The sequence below is a fragment of the Roseimicrobium gellanilyticum genome, from assembly GCF_003315205.1.
Taxonomy (GTDB): Bacteria; Verrucomicrobiota; Verrucomicrobiia; order Verrucomicrobiales; family Verrucomicrobiaceae; genus Roseimicrobium; species Roseimicrobium gellanilyticum.
Genome location: NZ_QNRR01000010.1, coordinates 168224 through 190265, shown reverse-complemented (window position 1 = coordinate 190265; position 22042 = coordinate 168224). Strand labels below are relative to the sequence as shown.

The 22042-nt window shown below is 60.1% G+C and carries 16 protein-coding genes; 15 read left to right on the top strand and 1 reads right to left on the bottom strand.

Annotated features, from left to right (window positions below; genetic code table 11):
* Positions 1-449: 449 nt before the first annotated feature.
* Both DES53_RS24145 and DES53_RS24140 read left to right on the top strand, forming a co-directional pair.
* Positions 450-1031, top strand: coding sequence for a sigma-70 family RNA polymerase sigma factor (locus DES53_RS24145; RefSeq protein ID WP_170157354.1), 582 nt, complete (start codon positions 450-452; stop codon positions 1029-1031).
* Positions 1028-2644 carry a LamG-like jellyroll fold domain-containing protein gene (locus DES53_RS24140; protein ID WP_113960894.1) on the top strand — a complete coding sequence of 539 codons (1617 nt, stop codon included), beginning with the start codon at positions 1028-1030 and terminating at the stop codon, positions 2642-2644. The genes DES53_RS24145 and DES53_RS24140 overlap by 4 nt, the downstream gene beginning before the upstream one ends.
* A 29-nt stretch (positions 2645-2673) precedes the next feature.
* On the opposite strand, the gene DES53_RS24135 is transcribed toward DES53_RS24140, so the two are convergent.
* Positions 2674-5019: an aminotransferase class III-fold pyridoxal phosphate-dependent enzyme gene (locus DES53_RS24135; RefSeq protein ID WP_113960893.1), complete on the bottom strand. Its 2346-nt coding sequence runs from the start codon at positions 5017-5019 to the stop codon at positions 2674-2676.
* Positions 5020-5044: 25 nt separating this feature from the next.
* Between DES53_RS24135 and DES53_RS24130 the strand changes: the two genes are divergently transcribed.
* The 13 genes from DES53_RS24130 to DES53_RS24070 all read left to right on the top strand — a co-directional run bounded on the left by DES53_RS24130 (position 5045) and on the right by DES53_RS24070 (position 22002).
* The gene (locus DES53_RS24130) at positions 5045-6199 is read left to right on the top strand and encodes a GntR family transcriptional regulator (RefSeq protein WP_113960892.1); all 1155 of its coding nucleotides are present in this window, start codon (positions 5045-5047) and stop codon (positions 6197-6199) included.
* A 290-nt stretch (positions 6200-6489) separates the two neighbouring features.
* Positions 6490-7314: an alpha/beta fold hydrolase gene (locus DES53_RS24125; RefSeq protein ID WP_113960891.1), complete on the top strand. Its 825-nt coding sequence runs from the start codon at positions 6490-6492 to the stop codon at positions 7312-7314.
* 29 nt (positions 7315-7343) lie between these two features.
* Positions 7344-8084 carry a glucose 1-dehydrogenase gene (locus DES53_RS24120; RefSeq protein WP_342782374.1) on the top strand — a complete coding sequence of 247 codons (741 nt, stop codon included), beginning with the start codon at positions 7344-7346 and terminating at the stop codon, positions 8082-8084.
* Positions 8085-8151: 67 nt separating this feature from the next.
* A complete protein-coding gene (locus tag DES53_RS24115) occupies positions 8152-8634 on the top strand; it encodes a hypothetical protein (protein ID WP_113960889.1) in 483 nt (160 codons plus the stop codon).
* 130 nt (positions 8635-8764) lie between these two features.
* Positions 8765-10075, top strand: a complete 1311-nt coding sequence (locus tag DES53_RS24110; RefSeq protein ID WP_147263582.1) for an MFS transporter — start codon at positions 8765-8767, stop codon at positions 10073-10075.
* Between the two features lie 74 nt (positions 10076-10149).
* Positions 10150-11724, top strand: coding sequence for a hypothetical protein (locus DES53_RS24105; protein ID WP_113960887.1), 1575 nt, complete (start codon positions 10150-10152; stop codon positions 11722-11724).
* Positions 11702-12382 carry an acyltransferase gene (locus DES53_RS24100; protein ID WP_170157353.1) on the top strand — a complete coding sequence of 227 codons (681 nt, stop codon included), beginning with the start codon at positions 11702-11704 and terminating at the stop codon, positions 12380-12382. Before DES53_RS24105 ends, DES53_RS24100 begins: the two co-directional genes overlap by 23 nt.
* Positions 12379-13941, top strand: coding sequence for a hypothetical protein (locus DES53_RS24095; protein ID WP_113960885.1), 1563 nt, complete (start codon positions 12379-12381; stop codon positions 13939-13941). Before DES53_RS24100 ends, DES53_RS24095 begins: the two co-directional genes overlap by 4 nt.
* Before the next feature lie 2 nt (positions 13942-13943).
* Positions 13944-15548, top strand: a complete 1605-nt coding sequence (locus DES53_RS24090) for a glycoside hydrolase family protein (protein WP_147263581.1) — start codon at positions 13944-13946, stop codon at positions 15546-15548.
* A gap of 99 nt (positions 15549-15647) precedes the next feature.
* Positions 15648-16973: a leucine-rich repeat-containing protein kinase family protein gene (locus DES53_RS24085; RefSeq protein WP_113960883.1), complete on the top strand. Its 1326-nt coding sequence runs from the start codon at positions 15648-15650 to the stop codon at positions 16971-16973.
* 55 nt (positions 16974-17028) lie between these two features.
* Positions 17029-18375: an NHL repeat-containing protein gene (locus DES53_RS24080; RefSeq protein ID WP_113960882.1), complete on the top strand. Its 1347-nt coding sequence runs from the start codon at positions 17029-17031 to the stop codon at positions 18373-18375.
* Between the two features lie 52 nt (positions 18376-18427).
* Positions 18428-19780, top strand: coding sequence for a c-type cytochrome domain-containing protein (locus DES53_RS24075; RefSeq protein ID WP_113960881.1), 1353 nt, complete (start codon positions 18428-18430; stop codon positions 19778-19780).
* 38 nt (positions 19781-19818) lie between these two features.
* Positions 19819-22002 (top strand): DUF1553 domain-containing protein, encoded by a 2184-nt coding sequence (locus DES53_RS24070; RefSeq protein ID WP_113960880.1) that lies wholly within the window; start codon positions 19819-19821, stop codon positions 22000-22002.
* The last annotated feature ends 40 nt before the right edge of the window (positions 22003-22042 follow it).

The following is a 22042-nucleotide window of genomic DNA, read 5'->3' as shown; positions in this document are numbered from 1 at the left end:
ATAAAGGGAAAGGGTCAGATGAATTCGCAGGGACGCTCAACGGCGCTCCACCTTCGTCTCGCCCGTGACCCCGAGGAGAGTCACCGGCCCCATGGTGCTGGGTACCAACATCATCACCACAGACGAGAACCCGTCCCTCGTGGGGGTCTGGGAAGGATTCCCACCAATGGAGCTGAATCTTGAGCGAGATATCATTTGAAGCGTGGGTTGACTGCCTGCTAACCAAACAGGCACTTCTGGAAGCTCGGACTCCGCCTCGACGATGGGGTCCTTTGTGTTTACATTGTCTTGCCCAACTCGAAGCAGCACATCGCCATCAAATTTTTTTTGACAGCCCCTCTTTCCCTCGTGGGAAGCAGGTCTTCGCCGACGGCGTGGGGTATTTCTTTCTCCCTTTGTGTGCTGAAATTCTCTGAACGAAACAATCTATAGGCATCCCCCCGTTCCCCGTGTCCCCATCTGACGAAGAATCACGTCTTATTCGTGCCGCCCAAAGTGGCGACATCAGCGCCTTTGCGACGCTGGTACAGCGGCATCATGCGGGCGTTCGCGCCTGCCTTGCGGTGCGTCTGGCCAATTCACATGATGCGGAGGACCTGGCGCAGGAAGCCTTTGTCACCGCCTTCCGGAAACTGGCGGACTGCGACCCGAACCGGCCCATTGGCCCCTGGTTGCGCGGGATTGCCATGAACCTGCTGGCCAATCACCGGAGGAAATTCCGCGCCCTGCCCATTGGCTTGAACGAGGAACTGCAGGCGCTCATTGATAACGGTCTGCCCTCCCACCTCCCGGCGGAGCGTGAGAATGCTGCCCTGGAAGCTCTTAGGGACTGTCTGGACCAAATTGAAGGCCCCTCCCGGTTGCTCCTACAAGCACGATATGCGGAAGGAATGTCACTAGATGAGCTGGCACAAAGATTGCAAAGGAAGACGTCTGCTGTATCGATGCAACTTCACCGCCTGCGTGTAGTCATTGGTGACTGCGTGGAGGCAACCCTGCGCGGCACTCCCCCGGCCACCACTCCCTCATGAACACGATGCAATGGCAGACCCTGGCGGCGAGAGCCGCGGAAGGCACCCTGTCCGTCGAGGAAGGGGTGCAGCTTCTGGCCTTGTGCCGCGAGAGTGAAGAGGCACGGGTGGCACTCATGCGCGTGCTGACAGTGGAGCGTCTCCTGCCCCTGGCGCTCAGCGATCCCAGCGGCCAGTACGCCGCACGTGAGGTGGCCATGCGTCTGCAGCAGCCGGATACGGCCTCCATCCAGGCAGCCTGGCGCTCTGCGGAGAAGGCACGGCGCTGGCTGTGGCAAAAGCACCTGCGCTGGGTGGCGGCAGCAGCAGCGATTGTCCTGATGCTCACTGGCGGAGCCTGGTGGCTTGATCAGATTCACACTCCAGCTGCAACCCTTTCCCGCTCCGAAGGCATCGTTTGGACTGGAGCAGCGCCATCCCTCAAGAGTTCTGATCTGGCGAAGGACACACGCCTGCGCGCCCAGGCCGGCCTGGTGGAGCTGGCCTTCGAAAGTGGTGCCCGCATGGTGCTGGAGGGACCCTTCGATGTAGAACTCAAGGACGGCATGCATGCGTATCTGCACAGCGGCCGCATTTCCGTGCGGTGTCCTCCTTCAGCCCATGGCTTCTCCGTGGAGACGACCGAGGGAATCGCAGTGGACCGCGGCACGGAATTCTGTGTGCACATGGTTCAGGGAGCAGCCATGGAAGTCCACGTGCTCTCCGGCGTGGTGGATGTCACTGCGAAGAACTCAGGACCCACGACCACACTCTTCGACAATGAAGGCCTCCGTATTCATGGCCCTTCCATCGAACGCATCGACGCGGACGCGAACACCTTCGTAACCTCCATGCCAGTCTCCGCTGGGCGGGCACCGGGATACATTCACTGGAGCTTCGACGAGATCAACGCAGGCACCGTGGTGAACAATGGCAAGGACCTGGGCGTGGATGGGCAGGCAAGGCTGGATCTGCTTTCTTATCCTGACAAGGTCCCCACTCCAGGCAAGGGACCCCAGCTGATTGAGGGGGTGTCCGGCAAGGGCCTCTCCCTCGACGGCAAAGCAGTGTACGCAGAATCTCCGTTCCCCGGCATTGGCGGCACGGCTTCCCGCACGGTTGCCTTGTGGGTGCGCATCCCCAAAGAGCTGAACAAGGACTCGGTGTACGGCCACGGCATCATCTCGTGGGGCTCGCTCACCGGTCCCAACGCGTGGCAGATGTCGGCCAACACCATTGTCCAGGATGGTCCTGTGGGTCGCCTGCGTCTCGGCATCTATGACAATGGTCGCATCGTGGGCACCACGGATCTGCGGGACAATCAGTGGCACCACATCGCCGTGGTGATGTATGGCGGCTCCCGCGCTTCCATTGCCACGAACGTGATGCTCTACGTGGATGGCAAGCCCGAGATCGTCACACGCAAGACTCGCACGGAAATCAACACCGACGTGCTCAACGCGGGTCACGGCCTCTGGCTTGGTCGCAACGTGGCCTTCCCCGACCCTGTTCGCAATGGCGATCCCGGACCGCGCTTCTTCAAGGGAGATGTGGACGAGGTTTTCATCTTCAATGCCGCGCTCTCGCACGAGGAGATCAATACCTTGATGCGCACCCACCACGCTCCGCAGTAGCGGGTGATGGCGCGAGATTTGGGTGATACTCAGGCGAGACGGGTGAAGCCACTGCTGGGCATGGCATGACCGGCCTCACTTCCGAGGCGACCAGCAGCCTGCAGCTCTCCTATTTCCGTGAGCGTTTCATCAAGCGCCGTGATCATGGAATGAAGATGGGACTCCTCATGAGCCTGCATCACATAGAGCTGACTGGACATCATGAATCCCCGCGTGAGCATCTTGCGAATCATGAGGGCCTTGGCGGCAAGGGATTCAGATCCCAAGGCAAACGTGACTGATGGCGCACAAGGGCGGTTCCCAAGGGTGAGATTTAAGGCGGGATGCTTTGAGCGGAGCCCTCTCAACATGGCGTGAAGTTGGTCGCCGAGCTTCTCCACGTAAGCCTGCGTGCCGGCGCGTCGCATCTTTCGAATGCAGGCGAGCGCCGCAGCGGGGCCAATGCCGTCCGTCCAGTAGCTGCTGGAGATGAAGCTGGTGTTGGCAGCATCCATGACAGAGCCGCGCCCCACGACAGCACCGCAGGGAATGCCATTGCTCATCGCCTTGGCATACACAGCGATGTCGGGCTCGATTCCCAGCTTCGCGCATCCGCCTGGGAAACCAAAGCGCCAGCCTGCCGTGACTTCATCCACGATGAGCACCGCACCCGCAGCACGGCACCGCGCTGCCACCTTCTCAACAAAGCCATCACGCGGAAGCTCGGAACGGAAAGGCTCCATGACCACAGCAGCGAGACGGCCATCAAGCTGCACCATCGCGGATTCGAACGCCTCAAGGTCGTTGTATTTGAAGGGAACCGAAGTACCTGCGAGTTCGCGTGGCACCCCGTGTGGCTCAAGGCCCGGAAGCAGATGTCCATCCAGCGCCGCGTGGTTGCCGAGATTCGCCGCGAGATACCAGTCACTCCACCCATGGTAGCCGCAGAACGCCACCCCACTGCGACCAGTCGCCGCACGCGCGATACGAACAGCCAGGGCCAGCGCCTCACCTCCTCCACGCGCATAACGCACCCGCTGTGCCCAGGGATGAAGCTCAAGCAGCAGTTCCGCCAGTTCGACTTCCTCTGGCGCCACCAAAGTGCAGTAGCTTCCCAGGTTCACCCGCCGATGCACGGCAGCATTCACCTCAGGATCGCTGTGCCCCAGCAAGATAGCTCCCACCCCGCCCGTGAAGTCCACGAAACGACGGCCATTCATGTCCCAAATGTGTGGCCCGGAACAGCGCGAGAAATAACTGGGCCAGCTCACGGGATCGAAGCTCTCGGCACGCTTCGACATGAGACCCGTGCCGCACGAGATCTTTTCGCGGGCCTCGCGCCACCGTGTCGGACCATCGCTCGAATCGGGCACGGATGAGGGCCGCAGATGAGGAGCGAGCAGCCGGAGCGCGTTGTCGCGGAAGATGTCCTGGATATCCGCCGGTGTCATGCCGGCGTCCTCACACGCTTCCCTCAGGCAGAGGAGTGACTCAATGCTGACGAGTGTGTGATGGCCGAAGACTGTCAGGTCCCTGGCTGACGTGTCATCGGCATAGACCCATGTGAAGCCATCTCCCTGGGTGAAGCAGATGCCGCGCAGCTCACTGACCATGTAGTCACTGCCCCAGAGCACCCGGCGCGGCCCGAGCACCTCCAGCGCGGCACGGAACGCGCCGGCCTGAGTCACTGCGGAGGTGTCCACGACCACGTTGTCGAGATCCACGATGTTCTGCAGACCTTCTCGCGCGTGGCGGTAGTTGAAGGAGCGCGCCACATGCGCCAGCACCAGGCGACAACGCGGATAGCGACGGCACAGACGGCGCAGCGTCTCGACATTGTGAGGATCTGTGATCCCTCCATCGCGCATGATGTGCAGCATCAGCACGCCATCGAACTCGTGGCAAAGCTGCCACATCCACTCCGGTGTGAAGGACTCGATGGTCGCATGCCGTGTATCCTCCACGGGGGCGTAGAGGCGATAACATTTGATGCCGATGAAGACCCCACTCTCCAGCAGACGGCGCACAGCGGCAGGATCATCCTCCGGCGCGGCAAGGACAAGGGCACGCGTATTGCTGTTCTGGACCACAGGAGCGATCTGATCCTGCATCCAGGTATTCTCACCCGCACGATCATTACCCGCTGAGGGGTAACCAAAGAACAATCCCTCCACCTGACGCCCCGGCATCCAGCGCGCCACAGCTTCATTGAAGTCGCGCAAACCGTAGCCGCGATTCTCATCAAGGAAGGCGGGTCGTTTGCCCTCGGCAAAGTGCCGGGTGTGAAAGAGGTGTGTATGGATATCAAAAACCTTTTCGGGGACAAAGCCCTCGACGGCACGATCACGCAGCGCGTGATCCGCATCAGAAAGTTCGGTGACCAGTTTCCAGGACATGCGTATTCAGAAAACGTGAGAGGCCATGAGTATGAGCTTGCCCGTGGGTGTGGCCAATCGCATGCTCTTGGTCACAAGACCTGACCAGATGGCACGACAAGCCCAGCCCGCAATTCCCCCGCTCCCACAGCGGATCACGCTCGTGGCACAGACTGTGCGCAGCTTGTGCGATGGCATCCGATCCGGACGCTGGCAGGCGCGCCTCCCTGGCGAGCGCGATCTCTGCGCCACTTTGCAGGTCAGCCGACCAACCGTGCGTGCCGCATTGAAGGACCTGCAGCTCAAGGGGTGGATCAGCGTCTCCCACCGGAAGCGGCGGGAGATTCGAAAGGTTCCATCCCAGAGTGCCAGCGCCACCGGCAACCGGATCGTGGGTGCGGTGGCTCTTGCCCCCTTGCGCACCATGCCTCCCGCCTCGCTGCTGGTCATTGATATCCTGCGCGAGCAGCTCGCAAAGAATCGCTGGCAGATGGAACTGGTCGTGGATCCCTCCTGCTACTCGAAACAACCGGCAAAGGCGCTCGAAAGACTCATGCGCAAAGTGCCCGCCGCTGCCTGGCTGCTCATGGGCTCAAGTGTTCCCATGCAGAAGTGGTTTCTCAAGTCCTCCATTCCATGCCTCGTACTCGGCACCTGCCCGGAAGAGTTCCCCCTTCCTTCCATTGATGCCGACTACCGAGCCACGTGCCGGCATGCGGGCATGCTGCTCCTGCGCAAAGGGCATCGACACATCGCGATGATACTGCCAGCCAGCAGCACCGGAGGGGACAGGGAAAGCGAACGCGGTATCCGCGAGGCGGTGGATGGGAATTCCAGGGCCCGCCTCACCGTGTTGCACCATCGGAACAAAGCCCACCTTTGTGCCCTTCTCGACAAGACCCTGGCATCCGCCGAGCGCCCCACCGCCTTCCTGGTGGCAAGGGCGATGCATGCACTCACGGTGACCATGCACCTCATGCGGCGTGGCTTTCGTCTGCCAAAAGATGCGGTGGTGCTGTCACGTGACGATGAGAGTTTCCTCTGGCATGCGAGCCCGTCCCTTGCCCGCTATGCAGTGGATGCGGAGAAGTTTGCCCGGAAGGCAGCCAAGGCCATGCGGGAGCTGGCGGAAACGGGGACACTGGCTTCGCGAACCATTCGCATGATGCCCACGTTCATCCCGGACGAAACGCTCGGCTGATCCCGTGTGGGCAACCCGCACCACAATTCCAAGCTAAAGTTTTTCTTCCATTGCAGAGAACACACGATTCGGGCAATCTCGCGGTTCACAATTCGCGCACTTGGGAGCAGGCAATCTGGGATCTGGAAAAATCAACTGGCGGCGTAATGACATGGCTTCGTGGCACTTACCTTGCTGCGAAACCAATTTGGCACACGACTCCAGTATCCCGGCAGGGCGGGACCAGCCATGATGTCCGTTTCGGTCGTGTCAGAGCCTCTTTTCCAAAACCAATCCAACCAACACAAACCATGAGCTACATCACCACCAAAGACGGCACGCAGATCTACTACAAGGACTGGGGCACTGGACAGCCGGTCGTCTTCAGCCACGGATGGCCACTCACTGCAGATGCGTGGGAGGCACAGATGTTCTTCCTGGCCTCCAATGGCTACCGCTGCATCGGGCATGACCGCCGCGGTCACGGGCGCTCCAGCCAGCCGTGGGATGGCAATCACATGGACCAGTACGCGGATGATCTCGCCGAGCTCTTTGAGAAACTCGACCTCAAGAATGTGATCATGATTGGCCACTCCACCGGAGGTGGCGAAGTTGCGCGTTACATCGGCCGCCATGGCACCAGCCGTGTGGCCAAGGCAGTGCTCATGGGGGCGGTGCCTCCCATCATGCTGAAGACGGAGGCGAATCCGGGCGGGCTACCGATTGAAGTGTTCGATGGTTTCCGTGCCGCCTACCTCGCGGACCGCGCCCAGTTCTTCCTGGATGTGGCCAGTGGCCCATTCTTCAACTTCAACCGCCCCGGGGCGAAGGTCTCCCAAGGTGTCATCCAGTCCTGGTACAACCAGGGCATGATGTCCGGGCATAAGAATGCCTACGACTGCATCAAGGCCTTCTCGGAAACCGACTTCACGGAAGACCTGAAGAAGTTCGACGTGCCCACGCTCATCATCCACGGCGATGACGACCAGATTGTGCCCATCGGCGCATCCGCGATGCTCTCCTCGAAACTGGTGAAGAACTCCATCTTGAAGATCTATCCCGGCGGCTCCCACAGTCTTGGAGACACCGCCAAGGAACAACTCAACAAGGACCTGCTCGAATTCATCCAATCCTGAAGCCTCCAGCCAAACCATTCCACGAACCGATCATGAGACTCGACGGAAAAGTAGCAGTCGTCACGGGAGCGTCCAAAGGCATCGGAGCAGCCATTGCCAAGCGCCTCGGAGCAGAGGGCGCCTCCGTGGTGGTGAACTACGCCACCAGTAGGGAGGGCGCGGACAAGGTGGTGAATGCCATCACCTCGGGAGGCGGCAAGGCCATCGCTGCGCAAGCGGATGTGGCAAAGCAGGCCGACGTCACACGCCTCTTCAACGAGGCGCGTGACGCCTATGGGAAGGTGGACATCCTGGTGAACAACGCAGGCCTCTATCGCGGAGCCCCCGTGGGTGAGATCACCGAAGAGAACTTTCACGTACATTTCAATCTGAACGTTCTCGGCCTCATCTTCGCGACCCAGGAGGCACTCAAGTACATGGGTGAAGGTGGCAGCATCATCAATGTGAGCTCTGTACTCAGCACGCTGTCCTCACCGGGCACTCCTGTGTACAACGCCACCAAGTCCGCCGTGGATGGACTCACCCGCACCTTTTCAAAGGAACTCGCTCCAAAGAAGATTCGTGTGAACTCCGTCAATCCGGGCCTGATCGAAACCGAGGGCATCCACGCCGCCGGGATTATCAACTACGCAGACGCAGTCGTTGCCATGACTCCGCTTGGGCGTCTCGGCCAGCCGGATGACATCGCACCTGTGGTTGCCTTCCTGGCTTCGGCAGATTCCGGATGGATCACGGGCGAATGCCTCTACGCTGCTGGAGGCCTGCGCTGAGCCCGCTCACAGCCCAGTCAGGTCTTCGCCCCCATCATCTGCTCACCGAAAAAAACACCACCCTCCCATGTCCACACTCGGCATCATTCACACGGTCATTGGCGTCATTGCAGTCATTGCCGGAATCATCGCGCTCGTGCGCCAGTTCCGGATCACTTCGAAGAACGGAGTCGGGCAGGTCTACATCCACTCCACGGTCCTGACGTGCCTCACGGGATTCGGCATTTACAACCTTGGCGGGTTTGGGGTGCCTCATGTGCTGGGCATCATCACACTGCTGGTGCTGGGTGCGGCATGGCTGGCAGAGACAAAAAAGACATTCGGCGGCAAGTCTGCCCTGGTGGAGACTCTCTGCTACACCACGACCTTGTTCTTCCATTTCATTCCCGGCATCACCGAGACATTCACCCGGTTCCCCCTGGGGGCGCCTGTCTTCGCAAGCCGCGAAAGCCCGGCGCTTGCTGGCACCATCGGGGTCATCTTCGTGATCTTCCTCGTGATCATGGTGAAGCAGGTCAAGGCCCTGAAGGAGCCGCGGCGCTCACTGTAGGGCACTGAAAGAAGCCAGATGTGCGGACTGAGGCAGGCCATGTCCTGTCCGCAGATCATGAAGATCTTGGGGAAGGATTGCGCTGTCCGCTCCGTTCAGTGGGCGGTGCGGCAATTGCACTTCCCACCACGTGACTGCCTCGACTCAAGACATCAGCTCACGCGTCCGGAATCGGGTGATGTGGCGGCTCATGCCGTATCTCGTCCTGCTCTATGTGATCGCCTATCTCGATCGCGTGAACGTCAGCTACGCGGCGCTGGAGATGACCGCGGACCTCGGTTTCACGGAGAAGACGTATGGGCTCGGAGCAGGCATCTTCTTCATTGGCTATTTCCTGCTGGAAGTGCCCGGTGCCGTCATCGCATCGCGATGGGGTGTGCGAAAGTGGATCTGCCGGATCATGCTGACCTGGGGGATCTTCGCGGTGGCCATGGGATTCATCCAGAATGCGCAGCAGTTCTACTGGCTGCGCTTTCTCATCGGTGCGGCGGAGGCGGGATTCTTCCCGGCGATCATCGTGTACCTGGGGCACTGGTTCCGTGGTGCGGACAAGGCGAAGGCCGTGGCGATCTTCATGTCCGCCATCTCCCTGGCAATGGTGATCGGCGGTCCCATCTCCGGCTTGCTGTTGAATCTACAGTGGTTTGGCATGGAGGGATGGCGCTGGCTCTTCATCCTCGAAGGCATTCCTGCGATCGTATTGGGGATTACCACATGGTTCTTCCTGACGGAGCGGCCTGAGAACGCAACGTGGCTGCCCGCTGAGGAGAAAGCCTGGCTCGTGAATGAGCTGGATCGCGAGCGTGCCGCGAGAGAACTCGAAGGCAAACAGCATGCCTCCTCCATCCTGGAAGCCATCAGGAATCCGCAGGTGCTGCTGTTCTCTGCCGCTTACTTCTTCGGCCTCATCGCTTCCAATGGGCTCGGCTACTGGTTGCCAAAGATGATCAAGTCGATGTCAGGCTTCACCAATATGGAAGTGTCCCTGCTCGTTTCGCTCCCCTACTCACTGGGCGTGGTGGCGAAGGTAGCCGCCGGATGGTCCTCCGATCGCACGCGCGAGCGCCGCTGGCACACGATTGCGCTCATGGTCGTGGGCAGCTTCGGTCTGGTGGCCCTCGCCACGTGGCAGGGGCATCTGGCAATCGCCATCGTGTGCCTGTGCATCGCCGTGATTGGCCTCATGGGCTACACCTCCAGCTTCTGGGCCTATGCCACCAGCTTCCTTGCCGGCACGGCGAATGCCGCGGCGATTGGTTTGATCAACTCGGTGGGAAATCTCGGCAGCTTCGTCGGCCCCTACGGCATGGGCTGGCTAAAGGAGGAAACCACCGGATATACTGCCGGACTGCTCGCCCTGGCCGCATCAGCTGCAATCACGGCCTTGCTGGTGTTTGCCGTGCGTGTGGACCGTCAGGAGAAACATCAGCCGCGCGGATGAAGCGATGAAGGATTCACGAAAGGTCTCCGTATGAACATCGCACTGCCAGCCCCGCACCGGGTTTGATTCGCCTCATGCATGCGTCCTTCTCTTTATTCAGGAATGCGGTTCTGATTTGGCTGGCGGTGCTCGCTGCCTCACCTCAGGTCTGGTCCGTGGAGACTGTGAAGAAGCCGGCACTCAGGGCCGCAGCTCTTGAGTTCGGCGTCACTCCTACGGTAGGCGGGGCGACCGTGGGCAAGACAGGCGCGGTGGTGCTGAATGTCGCCGGGCCCTTGAAGTCCACCATCACTCTGCTGGAGCACCATGGGAAGCGTCTATGCCTAGTGACCACCCACTTCAATTCACCCAAGGCCGCAAACGTCAGCGCAATGTTTCGGCGTGCGATTGCCAGGGAACTGGGGCTTCCCGTGGAGCGCGTGTTGATCTTTGTCTCCCACAACCACACCGACATGAAGATGGCCTCCAATCAGACGGAAGCCTACGATGTGCTCTCCACGCCACCGGAGAAGATCCCAGAACCGCAACTCCTGCCCACGGGACGTGAACTGCTGGATCAACTGCTCAGCCATGCTAAGCGTCTGCCTGCATTGCTGCAACCTGTGACCGTGTGGTGGGCCGAAGGGTCCGAAGGTCGCATCACTTACAATCGCAAAGGACGCCGCGCCGATGGGACCGCCTACCTGATGCGCGAGGAGGATCGCGACCTCGTGGGTGTGGACTACAATGGGGACATTGATCGCCAGGCCCCCATCGTCGTGCTGAAGAACGAACAGGGGAAAGTCGTCACCGCCCTGGTGCAGTTCACTGGACACCCCTGCACGTGTTATCATCCAGAGAAGCCCATCGTGTTTGGTGACTGGCCGCAGGTGGCATGCGATGTCGTAGCGCAGCACCTCGATCCAGCAAGCCCAAGCCCCGTGAGTTTCCTGCAGGGCTGCGCAGGGGATGTGAATTCCAAGGGGATGTTCCGAGGAGACGTCGCACTCTCCACCAAGTATGGGAAGATGCTGGGCGACAGCTATGTGAAGGCACTGGAGATGCTGCAACCCTCTGCTCGCGACGGCTTCGACTATGAAGTGACGAAGGCGCAGATCCCCCTGGCGCTTCTTCCTTCACGGGAAACACTCCACTCCGAGATCGCGGAAATGGAGGACTTCATCAGGCGCGCCAATGCAGGTGATGAAAACACACTTTCATGCGCCGGGTTGAATTTCCCTCGCGAACTGTCACCGGTGTATCGGGGGAAGCTGATCGAAGGCGTGCTACCATGGAGCCGCTGGGCGCTGGAGATGCATCTGCAGGGGAAAGCAGATACCATCGACAGACATCTCGAAGTGGAGCTGTACGTGATTCGTCTCGGGGACGTGGGCATCGTTGGCATGCCGTTCGAACCATTTCAAGGAATCGGCCGCCAGATGCGTGCGGGCTCGAAGCTGCCTCTCACCATTCCCTGCGGTTACACCAATGTGTCCTACGGCTATCTCACCGATGGTCCAAACACCGGCGACGGTGAATACATGAGTGCGCACTACCGCTACAGCCGCTTTCGCGCGCCCTATCAAAGGCCCGCGGGCGATGTGCTCGCCACCAAAGGCGTGGAAATCCTCAACCGGTTCGCCAACGATGGAGCAGCCCAGTCCAAATGATAGCTTCTATGTATTGGGCGCTGACGCGCAGGTGGATCCCGGCGTGATCCTTGGCTACCGCTATCCCGGAGATTCGAAGCCCACCCGCATCGGCGACCACGCGATCATCCGCTCCGGCTCCATCATCTATGCAAACACCACGATCGGTCACCGCTTCCAATGCGGGCATCAGGTGCTGATCCGGGGCGAGGTGACCATCGGCAACCGGTGTGTGGTGCATCACAAGTGCACCCTGGAGGGCCGGTTGCGCATCGGCGATGGCGTGAAGATCATGGCGCATGTCTATCTCCCCAGCACCACAGTGATTGGCAATATGGTCTTCATCGGACCTTGCACCACATTCTTGAACGACCGCCTGCCCATGCGTCGCGCTGCCCCGGTGGAAGGTGCGAGCATTGAAGATCACGTCACCATCGGCGGAGGAGTAACCATCTGCCCGGGTATCACCATCGGGCGCGGCTCCTTCATTGCCGCGGGCGCGGTGGTGAACAAAGATGTGCCACCCCACACCCTGGCCATGGGCGTTCCCGCCCGCCACTATCCGCTCACTGAACCCATGGGTGCAGGGAACATGCCTGAACTGCTCCTGCCACAGACGGATCTCTTCGGCTCCCACCATGATGACACCTGGAAAAGTGAACCCTTTCCCGCACCATGAGACTCCCTCTCTCTCGTCGCACTATCGTCCATGCGCTGGCGGTCGTATGCTTGCCTGCACTCGGTTATCTTCCCGCGCAGGACAACGTTAAGGCGCAGACTTCGGAGACAGTGCTGTTCCCATTTGATGACTACGGCATTCCTTTTTCAAAGGGCCTGATCCTCACGCTTGTTCCCGGCCACAAGTCCGCTCACGCGCCGAGCATCGGCTTTGATCCAGAGCATCCCGGCACTCCCGTCATGCCAATCGGAAAGAAAGGTGACCCGGATTTCCCACGCGCCTACTTCTGCGGCACCATCCTGCACGTGGATGGCGAGTACCGCATGTGGTACTCCGGCTTCGACGGAAAAGCACGGCAGGTGTGCTACGCCGTCTCCAAGAACGGCACGGAGTGGACCAAGCCCAAGCTGGGTCTCGTGGACTACAACGGCAGCAAGGAAAACAACCTCTGTGCCATTGATGGTGAGCAGGCGATGAGAGGCATGATTGTCCTGGTGCTCTATGATCCCGAAGATCCGGATCCCGAGCGCCGCTTCAAGATGGTGCGTGAAGTGAACCCGGAGATGAAACCCGCTGCCGTGAGCGCGGATGGGGTGAGGTGGAAGAGTGTGGCCGGAGGGAAAGACATCCTCGGCGGTGGCAACCTGGAGCCGACTGGTTTGGTCAAGCACAACGGCGCCTACTACATCTATGGCCATGGCGGACCGGTGCCGCATCCCATCCAGATTCGTGGCTACATGAGAGCCCAGAAGCGCATGATGGTCACTCTGGCGTCCTATGATTTCGAGAACTGGACCACGGCGGGACACGTGAGCTTCCGTCGCGACGACCTCCCACCACGCCCTATCAAGGACTTTGAGTTTCATCGCGGAGAGCAGGTGCACCTGGGAGCCAGCGTGTGGAACCGTGGCAATGTACTGCTGGGATTCTACGGCCAGTACCACAATGAAACCAATGACCGCCGCACCGCCGTGGTCGACATTGGACTGGTGGTGAGCAACGACGCCATCCACTTCAAGGAACCGCTGCCCGACTTCAAGATCATCCCCTCCTTTGAAGAAGATGACCGTGCCGAGCCCCGGCTCACACAAGGACAGGCCTTTCACAACATCGGCGACCGCACCTTTGTGTACTACGGCATCTGGACCGAAGTCGATCGCAACAGTCCCACCGGTGTGCGTGTGGCGACATGGCAGCGGGATCGGCTTGGTTATTTCGCTCCCGTTCCGGAAGCGAAACAAGCGCATTGCATCTCAAGCCCCATCGCCACTGTGGACGAAGGGGCAAAGGTATATGTGAATGCCACCGGTCTGTCTGACTCTGGAAACCTCACGGTGGAACTGTTGGATGAGCAACTCAGACCACTGCCCGGATATACCGCCGCAGACTTCACGCCGTTCGAGGCCAAGTCAGGCATGCGTCTGCCGGCTGTCTGGCAGGGCCGGAAGTCCGTCGAAAAGGTCGGCGGCCCCATCCGTGTCCGGATCAATTGGTCGGGTGAGAATCAGGAAAAGACCCGTCTCTTTGCTGTGTACGTGGAGAACCCCCAGCCCCAATGACTATGAAGCTGTCTACTCTGTGCCTTCGAAGATTGCTGGCCCCCGCCTGCGCGCTGATGTTTGCGAGCACCTCCGTCGCAGCGGAGTATTTCGACGAGACCAAAGCCACGACCATCTTCGCCTTCGACAGCGTCTCCATTCCTCACGTGCAGAATCTGCGGCTGGAGATGCGCACTCCCACCAAGCACCCGGCCAATCCCGTGGTGCCGCGTGGTGCGCCTGGAGCTGCAGATGCGCGCGGCGTGCAGTTCTATGGATCCGTCATTCGCGAGAACGGCAAGTTCCGCATGTGGTATGTGGCCTTCGACGACGACAAGGAAAACAAGGTCGCCTCAGCACGCTGGAGGGCCGCCTATGCAGAGAGTGATGACGGGGTAAGGTGGGTGAAGCCAAACCTCGGGCTCGTGGAGTTCCACGGGAACAAGGACAACAACATCATCTCCACGGATCCGTACCCGCTGGGATTTGTGAATGTGAAGGTGCTCAGGGATGATGAAGATCCCGATCCGGCAAGACGGTACAAAATCTCCTCCCATGTGTATTTCAGGCAGGAACGACGCCTCGGCACGCTGGCACCGTTCGTGAGCACGGATGGCTTGTCGTGGAAAATGGAAAGGCCGGTAAAATCCGTCAAAGCAGAGCTGCCTGAGGATGATCTCGTGCTGCCCAAGATCCACTTCGAGCCGAGCGGTGGTCTGTATAAGTGGGATGGGATGTTCTTTGCCTCCGGTCAGAACTCGATGGATGCCCCGCGCCCGTATCACGGTCGTGTCGCACGCGTCTACCAGTCTCCCGACTTCAAGAATTGGTCACAGACCAGCGCCATCAGCCTCGTGCGGCCACAGCAGCACACCCTCCTCGGGTCAGGTCGCAGCCGCGAAGGGGAGCAGGTGCACGAAGGCATCAGTGTGTGGAATCGTGGTAATGTCCTGCTCGGCATTTTCGGCATCTGGCATGGCGCCAGGGAGTGGAAGGATGTGACCATCGACCTCGGCTTCGCCGTGAGCAATGACGGCGTGGCATTCCGCGAGCCAGCGCATGAGTGGACCTTCCTGAAACGCGGTGATGACGGAGCTTGGGATCAGGGAGGCTTGATCCAAGGACAGGGATTCCAGAACGTGGAAGAACAGACCTACGTCTACTACGGCGCGTGGGATCCACGGCACTGGGAGGAAGAACCACCGCGCGGGGGTGTGGGTATTGCCGTGCTACCCCGGGATCGCTTCGGCGATCTGGTGCTTGAAGAAGCCGGACAAGGCCCAGGGGACTACCAACTTCCCGTGGTACAGAGTGAGTTCGTCACCGCACCTGTAAACACCAAGGCGGGCACTCCTCACGAATTCCATGTGAATGCGGATGGACTCAGCAATGAGGCCGGGCTGCGCGTGGAATTGCTCGATGCCCAGATGCGCCCCCTGGAAAACTACTCAGGCAAAAACTCGGCGGTGGTCCGCGAGAGCGGCTTTCAAACACCCATCTCGTGGGCAGGCAAGACTGGCATCACAGACTTGCCCGAGCGCATTCGTCTCCGCGTGATCTTCGAGGGGGCGAAGAAGAAGGACATCCGCTTCAGTGCGCTGTATGTGAAATCGGCGACACAGAAATAGCGGGCGGCCTTCTGCAAAGCATCCCAAGTTGGCTTCGCTGAAAGCCATCGATTGACGGGAAGTGAAAGCCATTCCACGGAAGGGCATAGCTTTCTGCGCATGTCCCAGGAGAATCTTCAAATCCTTCGCTCCGGCAATCTCGTCAACGCAACACGGCTGGATCTGAGCTGCGGCCTCACAGAATTGCCCCGGGAGGTGTTCGAACACTCAGAGACACTGGAAATCCTGAATCTCACGGGCAACGCCTTGTCTTCGCTACCGGAGGACTTGCCGCGGCTGCACAAACTGCGCATCCTGTTCTGCTCTTCAAATGAGTTCACCACCTTCCCTGAGGTTGTCGGCGAGTGCCCCAGCCTGCGCATGGTGGGGTTCAAGTCGAACCAGATTGAGCTTGTGCCAGACATCCCCTTTCCTGAGCACTTGCGCTGGTTGATTCTCACGGACAATCGCATCAAGACGCTGCCAGAGTCGCTTGGACACTGCACGCAGATGCAAAAGCTGATGCTTTCCGGCAATCGGCTCCGCAACCTGCCGGAGTGCTTTGCCCAGTTCACACACCTGGAACTGCTGCGCATCGCAGCCAATGAATTCGGGCACCTGCCCTCGTGGCTCACCTCACTGCCGCGTCTGGCATGGCTGGCATTTGCAGGGAATCCCATGGCCCCCGCGCCTTCCTCAGATGATATCCCCATGAGGGACATCCCATGGAGTACGCTGCAACTGGATAAGCTGCTGGGCGAGGGTGCCTCCGGCCGCATCTCAAGAGCTCAATGGCACTCCAAGAATGGATGTGAAGCACAACCCGTGGCGGTAAAAGTCTTCAAAGGTGCGATGACCAGCGACGGGCTGCCTGAGAATGAAATGGCCGCAGCGCTGGCGGCGGGCAGCCACCAGAATTTTGTGGATGTGCTGGGTCGCATCACGCAGCACCCCGAGGGAGCGCACGGACTGGTGATGTCCCTGCTGGATGAAGGCTTCATGAATCTGGCGGGACCGCCGAGTTTTGAGAGCTGCACTCGTGACATCTACGCCCCCAGCCAAACCTTCACCCTGGAAACGGCGCAAAGCATCGCCCTGAGTGCCGCTTCCGTGGGAGCCCACTTGCATGCGCGCGGCCAGATGCTCGGAGACCTGTATGCGCACAACATCCTCCATCACGAGGATGGCCGGTGCCGCATCACGGACTTCGGCGGTGCGACATTCGTGCCCCAGGGCGACCCCGGTCTGAAGCTCGCGCTGGAGCGCCTGGAGGTGCGCGCCTTCGGAGTGCTGCTGGAAGAGCTGTTGGATCGATGCACGGTCGACGCTGTCGAATCGAGTGCCGTGGACCAGATGCGGATCCTGCAGGCCCATTGCCTGGGAACACCCGCCGAAAGACCGCTCTTCCCAGACATTCAGGCGCTGCTGGAGAGGATTGTACCATGATCGCGGACAATCGTGTCAGTGGGTAAGTCCCTGGCGGCGTATGACTTCTCTCCCCATGAAGTTTCTCGTCGCCGCGCTCGTCATTTCCACAGCCCCACTCTCCGCTCTCTGTGCTGAAGCACCGGAATTTGCGTGGATGAGTCACGGCGTCGGAGTGAAGAACGGAAAGACGCGAGCCATCTGCTTCGACCGTGAGGGGAATGTCTTCCTTGCCGGCGAAGTGACGGGCGATAGTTCGTTTGGCGAAATTCAGATGAAGAGCAAAGGCGGCATGGACTTTGTGCTGGCCAAGCTCGACAAAGAGGGCCGCTTCCTGTGGGCACGCAATCTGGGCGGCAGCCAGGTGGATCGCGGCTATGGCGTAGTCGCGGACAAGACCGGGCATGTCTACGTGACCGGCCACTACCAGAGCACCGATGTCCTGGTGGATGGCAAGGCACTGCCCAACGCAGGCGATTACGACATCTTTGTGGCGAAGTACTCCCCCAACGGTGAGCTGCTGTGGGTACGCACTGCCGGTGGCAAGGGGTACGACTACGGGCATGGCATCGCCCTGGACAGCCACGGGGATGTTATCGTCACCGGTGCTGTGTCTGGCGAGAGCAAGTTCGGTGAGACGGTGGTGCCGGGCACGGGACGTCCCATCTTCTGCGCGAAGTATGATGCAAACGGCACGCTCAAATGGGTGAAGGCCTCGGAAGGCAAGGATTCCAGCAGCGGACACGGCGTGGCGCTGGACGGCGCTGACAATATCTACCTCGCCGGCTCCACGAGCGGCGCAGGTACTTTTGGAGGATTGCCCCTGAGCACGGCGAAGGGACAATCCACCCTGCTCATCAAGCTCGATGCGGAAGGCAAGGCGCAGTGGGTGCGCACCTGCGCAGGAGCCGGGGCCCATGAGCTCACGGTAGACAGCTCCGGTCGCGCGTGGATTGCGGGCATGTTCAAGAAAGAGGCCACGGTGGGTGATACAGTCTATCACACCACAGGCGACAAGGACAGCGATGGCCTGCTCGCACACTACAGCGCCAGTGGTGACTTGCAGTGGAGCCGCGTGATTCAGGGGCCTGCCGTCGACTACTGTCTCGGTGCAGCCACGGACCACAAGGGAACGGTCTTTGTCACAGGTGAATTCAGCGCCACGGCCACCTTCGCCGGGCAGACGCTGGCGTCCAAAGGGGCCACCGATATCTACGTGGCTGCATTGGACGCCAAGGGGACCCTGCAATGGATCGTTCAGGCGGGTGGGGCCAAGGGTGACAATGCCTACACTATGGTCTGGCACCCGGAGCGGGGCCTTGTGTTTGGCGGCTCGTGCACATTGCCCGCCACCTTCGGGCCGAAGGCGTTCGAAGGCACTGGCGGGACCAATATGTATGGAGCACGGCTGGACCTGAAATAACAATTCCGACGTAGTGTTGTCGAAGGTCCCTCCCTCCGGCTTTTCCCCTGTCATGTCCTTCCTGCCCCGCCTTACCATTCACCGCATCAGCCTGCTGGCTGCGATGGGGATGATGGCATTCAACTCGGAAGCAGGGGCAGACACGAAAGCGGCCATGCGTGTGCTGCGGGACCAGTGCGTGAGCTGCCACAAGCCGGGCAAGGCGAAGGGAGGCTTGCTGCTCACGACCCATGAAAAGATGATGGTGGGCGGTGACAATGGAAGCCCCATCATGCCTGGCAAAGGCGCAGACAGCCTGCTCTATCAAGTCGTGCTGAAGGAAGGCGATCCCCACATGCCGCCGAAGAAGCAGCTCGCTGACACGGATGTGGCTGCATTGAAATCCTGGATCGATGGCGGCGCAGTTTGGGATGCCTCAGTCTTCGATGAGGCGCCCGTAGCCAGGCCGGTGAAACTTGCTCCTCCACCTCAGAGTTACCAGCCCGTGCTGGCCGTGGCCCTCTCACCCGATGAGAAGCTGCTGGCGTACAGCCGCGGTAGCAGCGTGATTTTGATCGACATGACCAAACCGGAACGTCCCGTCGCGGGAAAGCTCGAAGGCGGTCACACTGAACCGGTGCAGTCCCTTGCCTGGACGCCGGATGGCAAACAGCTGATCACAGGCGGTTACCAGCGCATCATGGTATGGGACACCATCACTCACCAGCAGGTGCGCACGTTGAACGGTCCGCTGCTTGGCAGCATCACTGCCCTTGCGCTGGACAAGACGGGTGAGACTCTCTTCGCCGGCGATGGCGAAGCGGGCGGCGCGGGCTTCCTGCGGAAGTTCAATCTCAAGGACGGCACTCTCTCTGGCACATGGAAGGCACATGAAGACACCATCTATGCCCTGCGCCTCTCTCCTTCAGGTGACCGCTTGCTGAGCGGCAGCGCGGACAAGCTCGCGAAGCTATGGGACCTCGCAACGCTGAAACTCGTGGCCATCTATGAAGGTCACACCAACCATGTGCTCGCCGTCGCTTTCAACAAAGACGCCACCCAGATTGCCACCGCAGGCGCGGATCGGGAAGTGAAAGTCTGGGATGTGAAAAGCAAGGAGCAGGACGTATCCCTGGGCGACAAGAAGACCGTCTATACCGCGCTGGCCTGGACCCCTGACGGCAAGGCGCTGGCCGTGGTCACCGAGAAGGGCCATGGCAGCGTGTACACGGAACTCACCAAACACACCGGGGAACAGCGCAGCGATACCGGCAAGGAGAAGAAGCTCACCACGGTGAATGAGAACCTCACCAGTGTGGCCATTACGGGCGATGCGAAGAGTGTTTTCGCAGGCGCCTTCAATGGGAAGGTCTACATTTGGGATGCTGCCACAGGCCAGCCGAAAGGTGAACTTGAGCCCAAGTAGCCATCGCAAGAAACCAAGCCCTTTCCCGTAATTTCCAAATGCCCCGCAACCTGCTGCTCCCCATGCTTCTGGCGACCCTGTCGCCAGGTGTGATGGTGCGTGCGGCGGACCCGGTGAGCTTCACGAATGACGTGATGCCACATCTCATGAAAGCGGGCTGCGCGGCGGGCACTTGCCATGCAAAGCCAGAGGGGCAAAACAACTTCAAGCTCTCCGTCTTCGGCTACGATCCGAAGCACGACTACAATGAGATCGTGAGCGACGATCGCGGTCGGCGTCTCCTTCTGGCCGCTCCTGAGGAAAGCCTCCTGATGAAGAAGGCCACAGGCGCAGTCACTCATGAGGGCGGCGAACGCATCAAGAAGGATAGCGAAGCCTATCGTATCCTTATCGACTGGATGCAGCAGGGTGTGCCTTTCTCTTCTGAGATCGAGACGAAGCTCACCTCGGTAGCCGTGGAACCGCGCGAGAAGACGTATGCGAAAGCTGCGAGCCAGACGCTCAAAGTCACCGCCACATACTCGGATGGAAAGACCCGCGATGTCACTCGCCTCGCAGACTACCTCTCCCAAGACAAGGAGATGGCCTCCGTGGATGAGCAGGGCGTGGTCACGGTGGGCAAGGTGAGCGGCGAAGGTGTGATCGTCGTGCGCTACATGGGCTTGGTGGATGTCGCGCGCATCACCGTTCCCTCAGACAAGGTCCTGCCCGAGGAGCTTTATACAAAGCTGCCGGTGAACAACGAGATCGATCGGCTGGTGTACGAGCGGCATCGCAAGCTGGGCCTGCTGCCTTCTGAGACTTGCTCGGATGCGGAGTTCCTGCGTCGAGTCTCGCTCGACCTCATCGGCATGCTGCCCACGCCGGAGATGGCACGGAAATTCCTGGCCGATACGCGTGTCGACAAACGCACGCGCATCGTGGATGAACTGCTGGAGCATCCCAACTACGCCGACCACTGGGCGGTGAAATGGGGCGACCTCATCCGGCCCAATCCTTCGCGCGTGGGCGTGAAGCCGGTCTACCTGCTCGACCAGTGGCTTCGCGAGAGCTTCCGCGCGAACAAGCCTTACAACACCATGGTGAAGGAGCTGCTCACTGCAGAGGGCAGCAGCCATGAGTACGGACCAGTAGCGGTGTACCGTGACAAGCGCGACCCCGTCGATGCGACTTCCTTCGTGGGGCAAATCTTCCTCGGTGTGCGTCTGGACTGTGCGAAGTGCCACCATCATCCGAGCGAGAAGTGGACCCAGGAGGACTACTTCCAGCTCGCCGCCTTTTTTGGCCAGATGAAGCGCAAGGGCCAGGGTATCTCCGCTCCCATCTCCGGTGAACCAGAGTACGTGTGGTACGGCAGTGGTGGGAAAGTCACCCACCCCGTAACGGATGCGGTGATGACGCCCAAGGTGCCCGATGGTCCCGAGATGCCTTATGTGGAAGGGCAGGATCCGCGCAAAGGCCTCACCGATTGGATGTCCGGCAGTGACAATCCGTTCTTCGCTCGCGCCATTGTGAATCGTATCTGGTCGGACTTCCTCGGGCGCGGCATCGTGGATCCGGTGGATGATTTCCGCGTTTCCAATCCACCGACGAATGAAGCGCTGCTGGACTGGCTGGCGCAGGACTTCATCGCGCATGGCTTTGATATGAAGCACCTCATGCGCACCATTGTGAACTCGCGCACGTACCAGCTCAGCACCCAACCGAATGAGCACAATGTGACAGACACGAAAAACTACTCCCGTGGCATCAAGCGCCGCATGAGCGCGGAGGTGCTGCTGGATGCTGTGTGCGATGCCACTGGCATGAAGGACAAGTACAACGGCCTGCCTCCGCAATCGCGCGCCGTGCAGACCTGGAACTACAAGATCGACTCGGATTTCCTGGATGCCTTTGGCCGCCCCAATGCAAGCCAGGAGTGTCCCTGCGAGCGTGAGCGCAAGTCGAGTGTGATCCAGGCGCTGCACCTGATGAATTCCTCCGACATCCAGGAGAAGCTCAACAGTGCGGACAGCCGCATTGGCCAGCTCGCGAAGCGTGACATCTCGGACATCGATCTGGTTTCCGAGTTGTACCTCACACTGTACTGCCGTCTGCCGGACGAGGAGGAGCTTCGCACCTCCATCCGCTTCCTGAACCAGCCTCAGGCCAACAGGCAGAACGCCATCGGGGACCTCGCCTGGGCGCTCATCAATTCCGCCGAGTTCGTTTTCAACCACTGAAAAGAAGACCGCCCGCCGGGCCGTATTCCTACTCTCCTCC

Bases quoted from the DNA above. Each gene is read 5' to 3' on its own strand.
- DES53_RS24085 (WP_113960883.1), top strand. From the start codon at position 15,648: ATGTCCCAGGAGAATCTTCAAATCCTTCGCTCCGGCAATCTCGTCAAC.
- DES53_RS24125 (WP_113960891.1), top strand. From the start codon at position 6,490: ATGAGCTACATCACCACCAAAGACGGCACGCAGATCTACTACAAGGAC.
- DES53_RS24080 (WP_113960882.1), top strand. From the start codon at position 17,029: ATGAAGTTTCTCGTCGCCGCGCTCGTCATTTCCACAGCCCCACTCTCC.
- DES53_RS24070 (WP_113960880.1), top strand. From the start codon at position 19,819: ATGCCCCGCAACCTGCTGCTCCCCATGCTTCTGGCGACCCTGTCGCCA.
- DES53_RS24105 (WP_113960887.1), top strand. From the start codon at position 10,150: ATGCATGCGTCCTTCTCTTTATTCAGGAATGCGGTTCTGATTTGGCTG.
- DES53_RS24075 (WP_113960881.1), top strand. From the start codon at position 18,428: ATGTCCTTCCTGCCCCGCCTTACCATTCACCGCATCAGCCTGCTGGCT.
- DES53_RS24135 (WP_113960893.1), bottom strand. From the start codon at position 5,019: ATGTCCTGGAAACTGGTCACCGAACTTTCTGATGCGGATCACGCGCTG.
- DES53_RS24090 (WP_147263581.1), top strand. From the start codon at position 13,944: ATGAAGCTGTCTACTCTGTGCCTTCGAAGATTGCTGGCCCCCGCCTGC.
- DES53_RS24115 (WP_113960889.1), top strand. From the start codon at position 8,152: ATGTCCACACTCGGCATCATTCACACGGTCATTGGCGTCATTGCAGTC.
- DES53_RS24130 (WP_113960892.1), top strand. From the start codon at position 5,045: ATGAGTATGAGCTTGCCCGTGGGTGTGGCCAATCGCATGCTCTTGGTC.
- DES53_RS24095 (WP_113960885.1), top strand. From the start codon at position 12,379: ATGAGACTCCCTCTCTCTCGTCGCACTATCGTCCATGCGCTGGCGGTC.
- DES53_RS24140 (WP_113960894.1), top strand. From the start codon at position 1,028: ATGAACACGATGCAATGGCAGACCCTGGCGGCGAGAGCCGCGGAAGGC.
- DES53_RS24100 (WP_170157353.1), top strand. From the start codon at position 11,702: ATGGAGCAGCCCAGTCCAAATGATAGCTTCTATGTATTGGGCGCTGAC.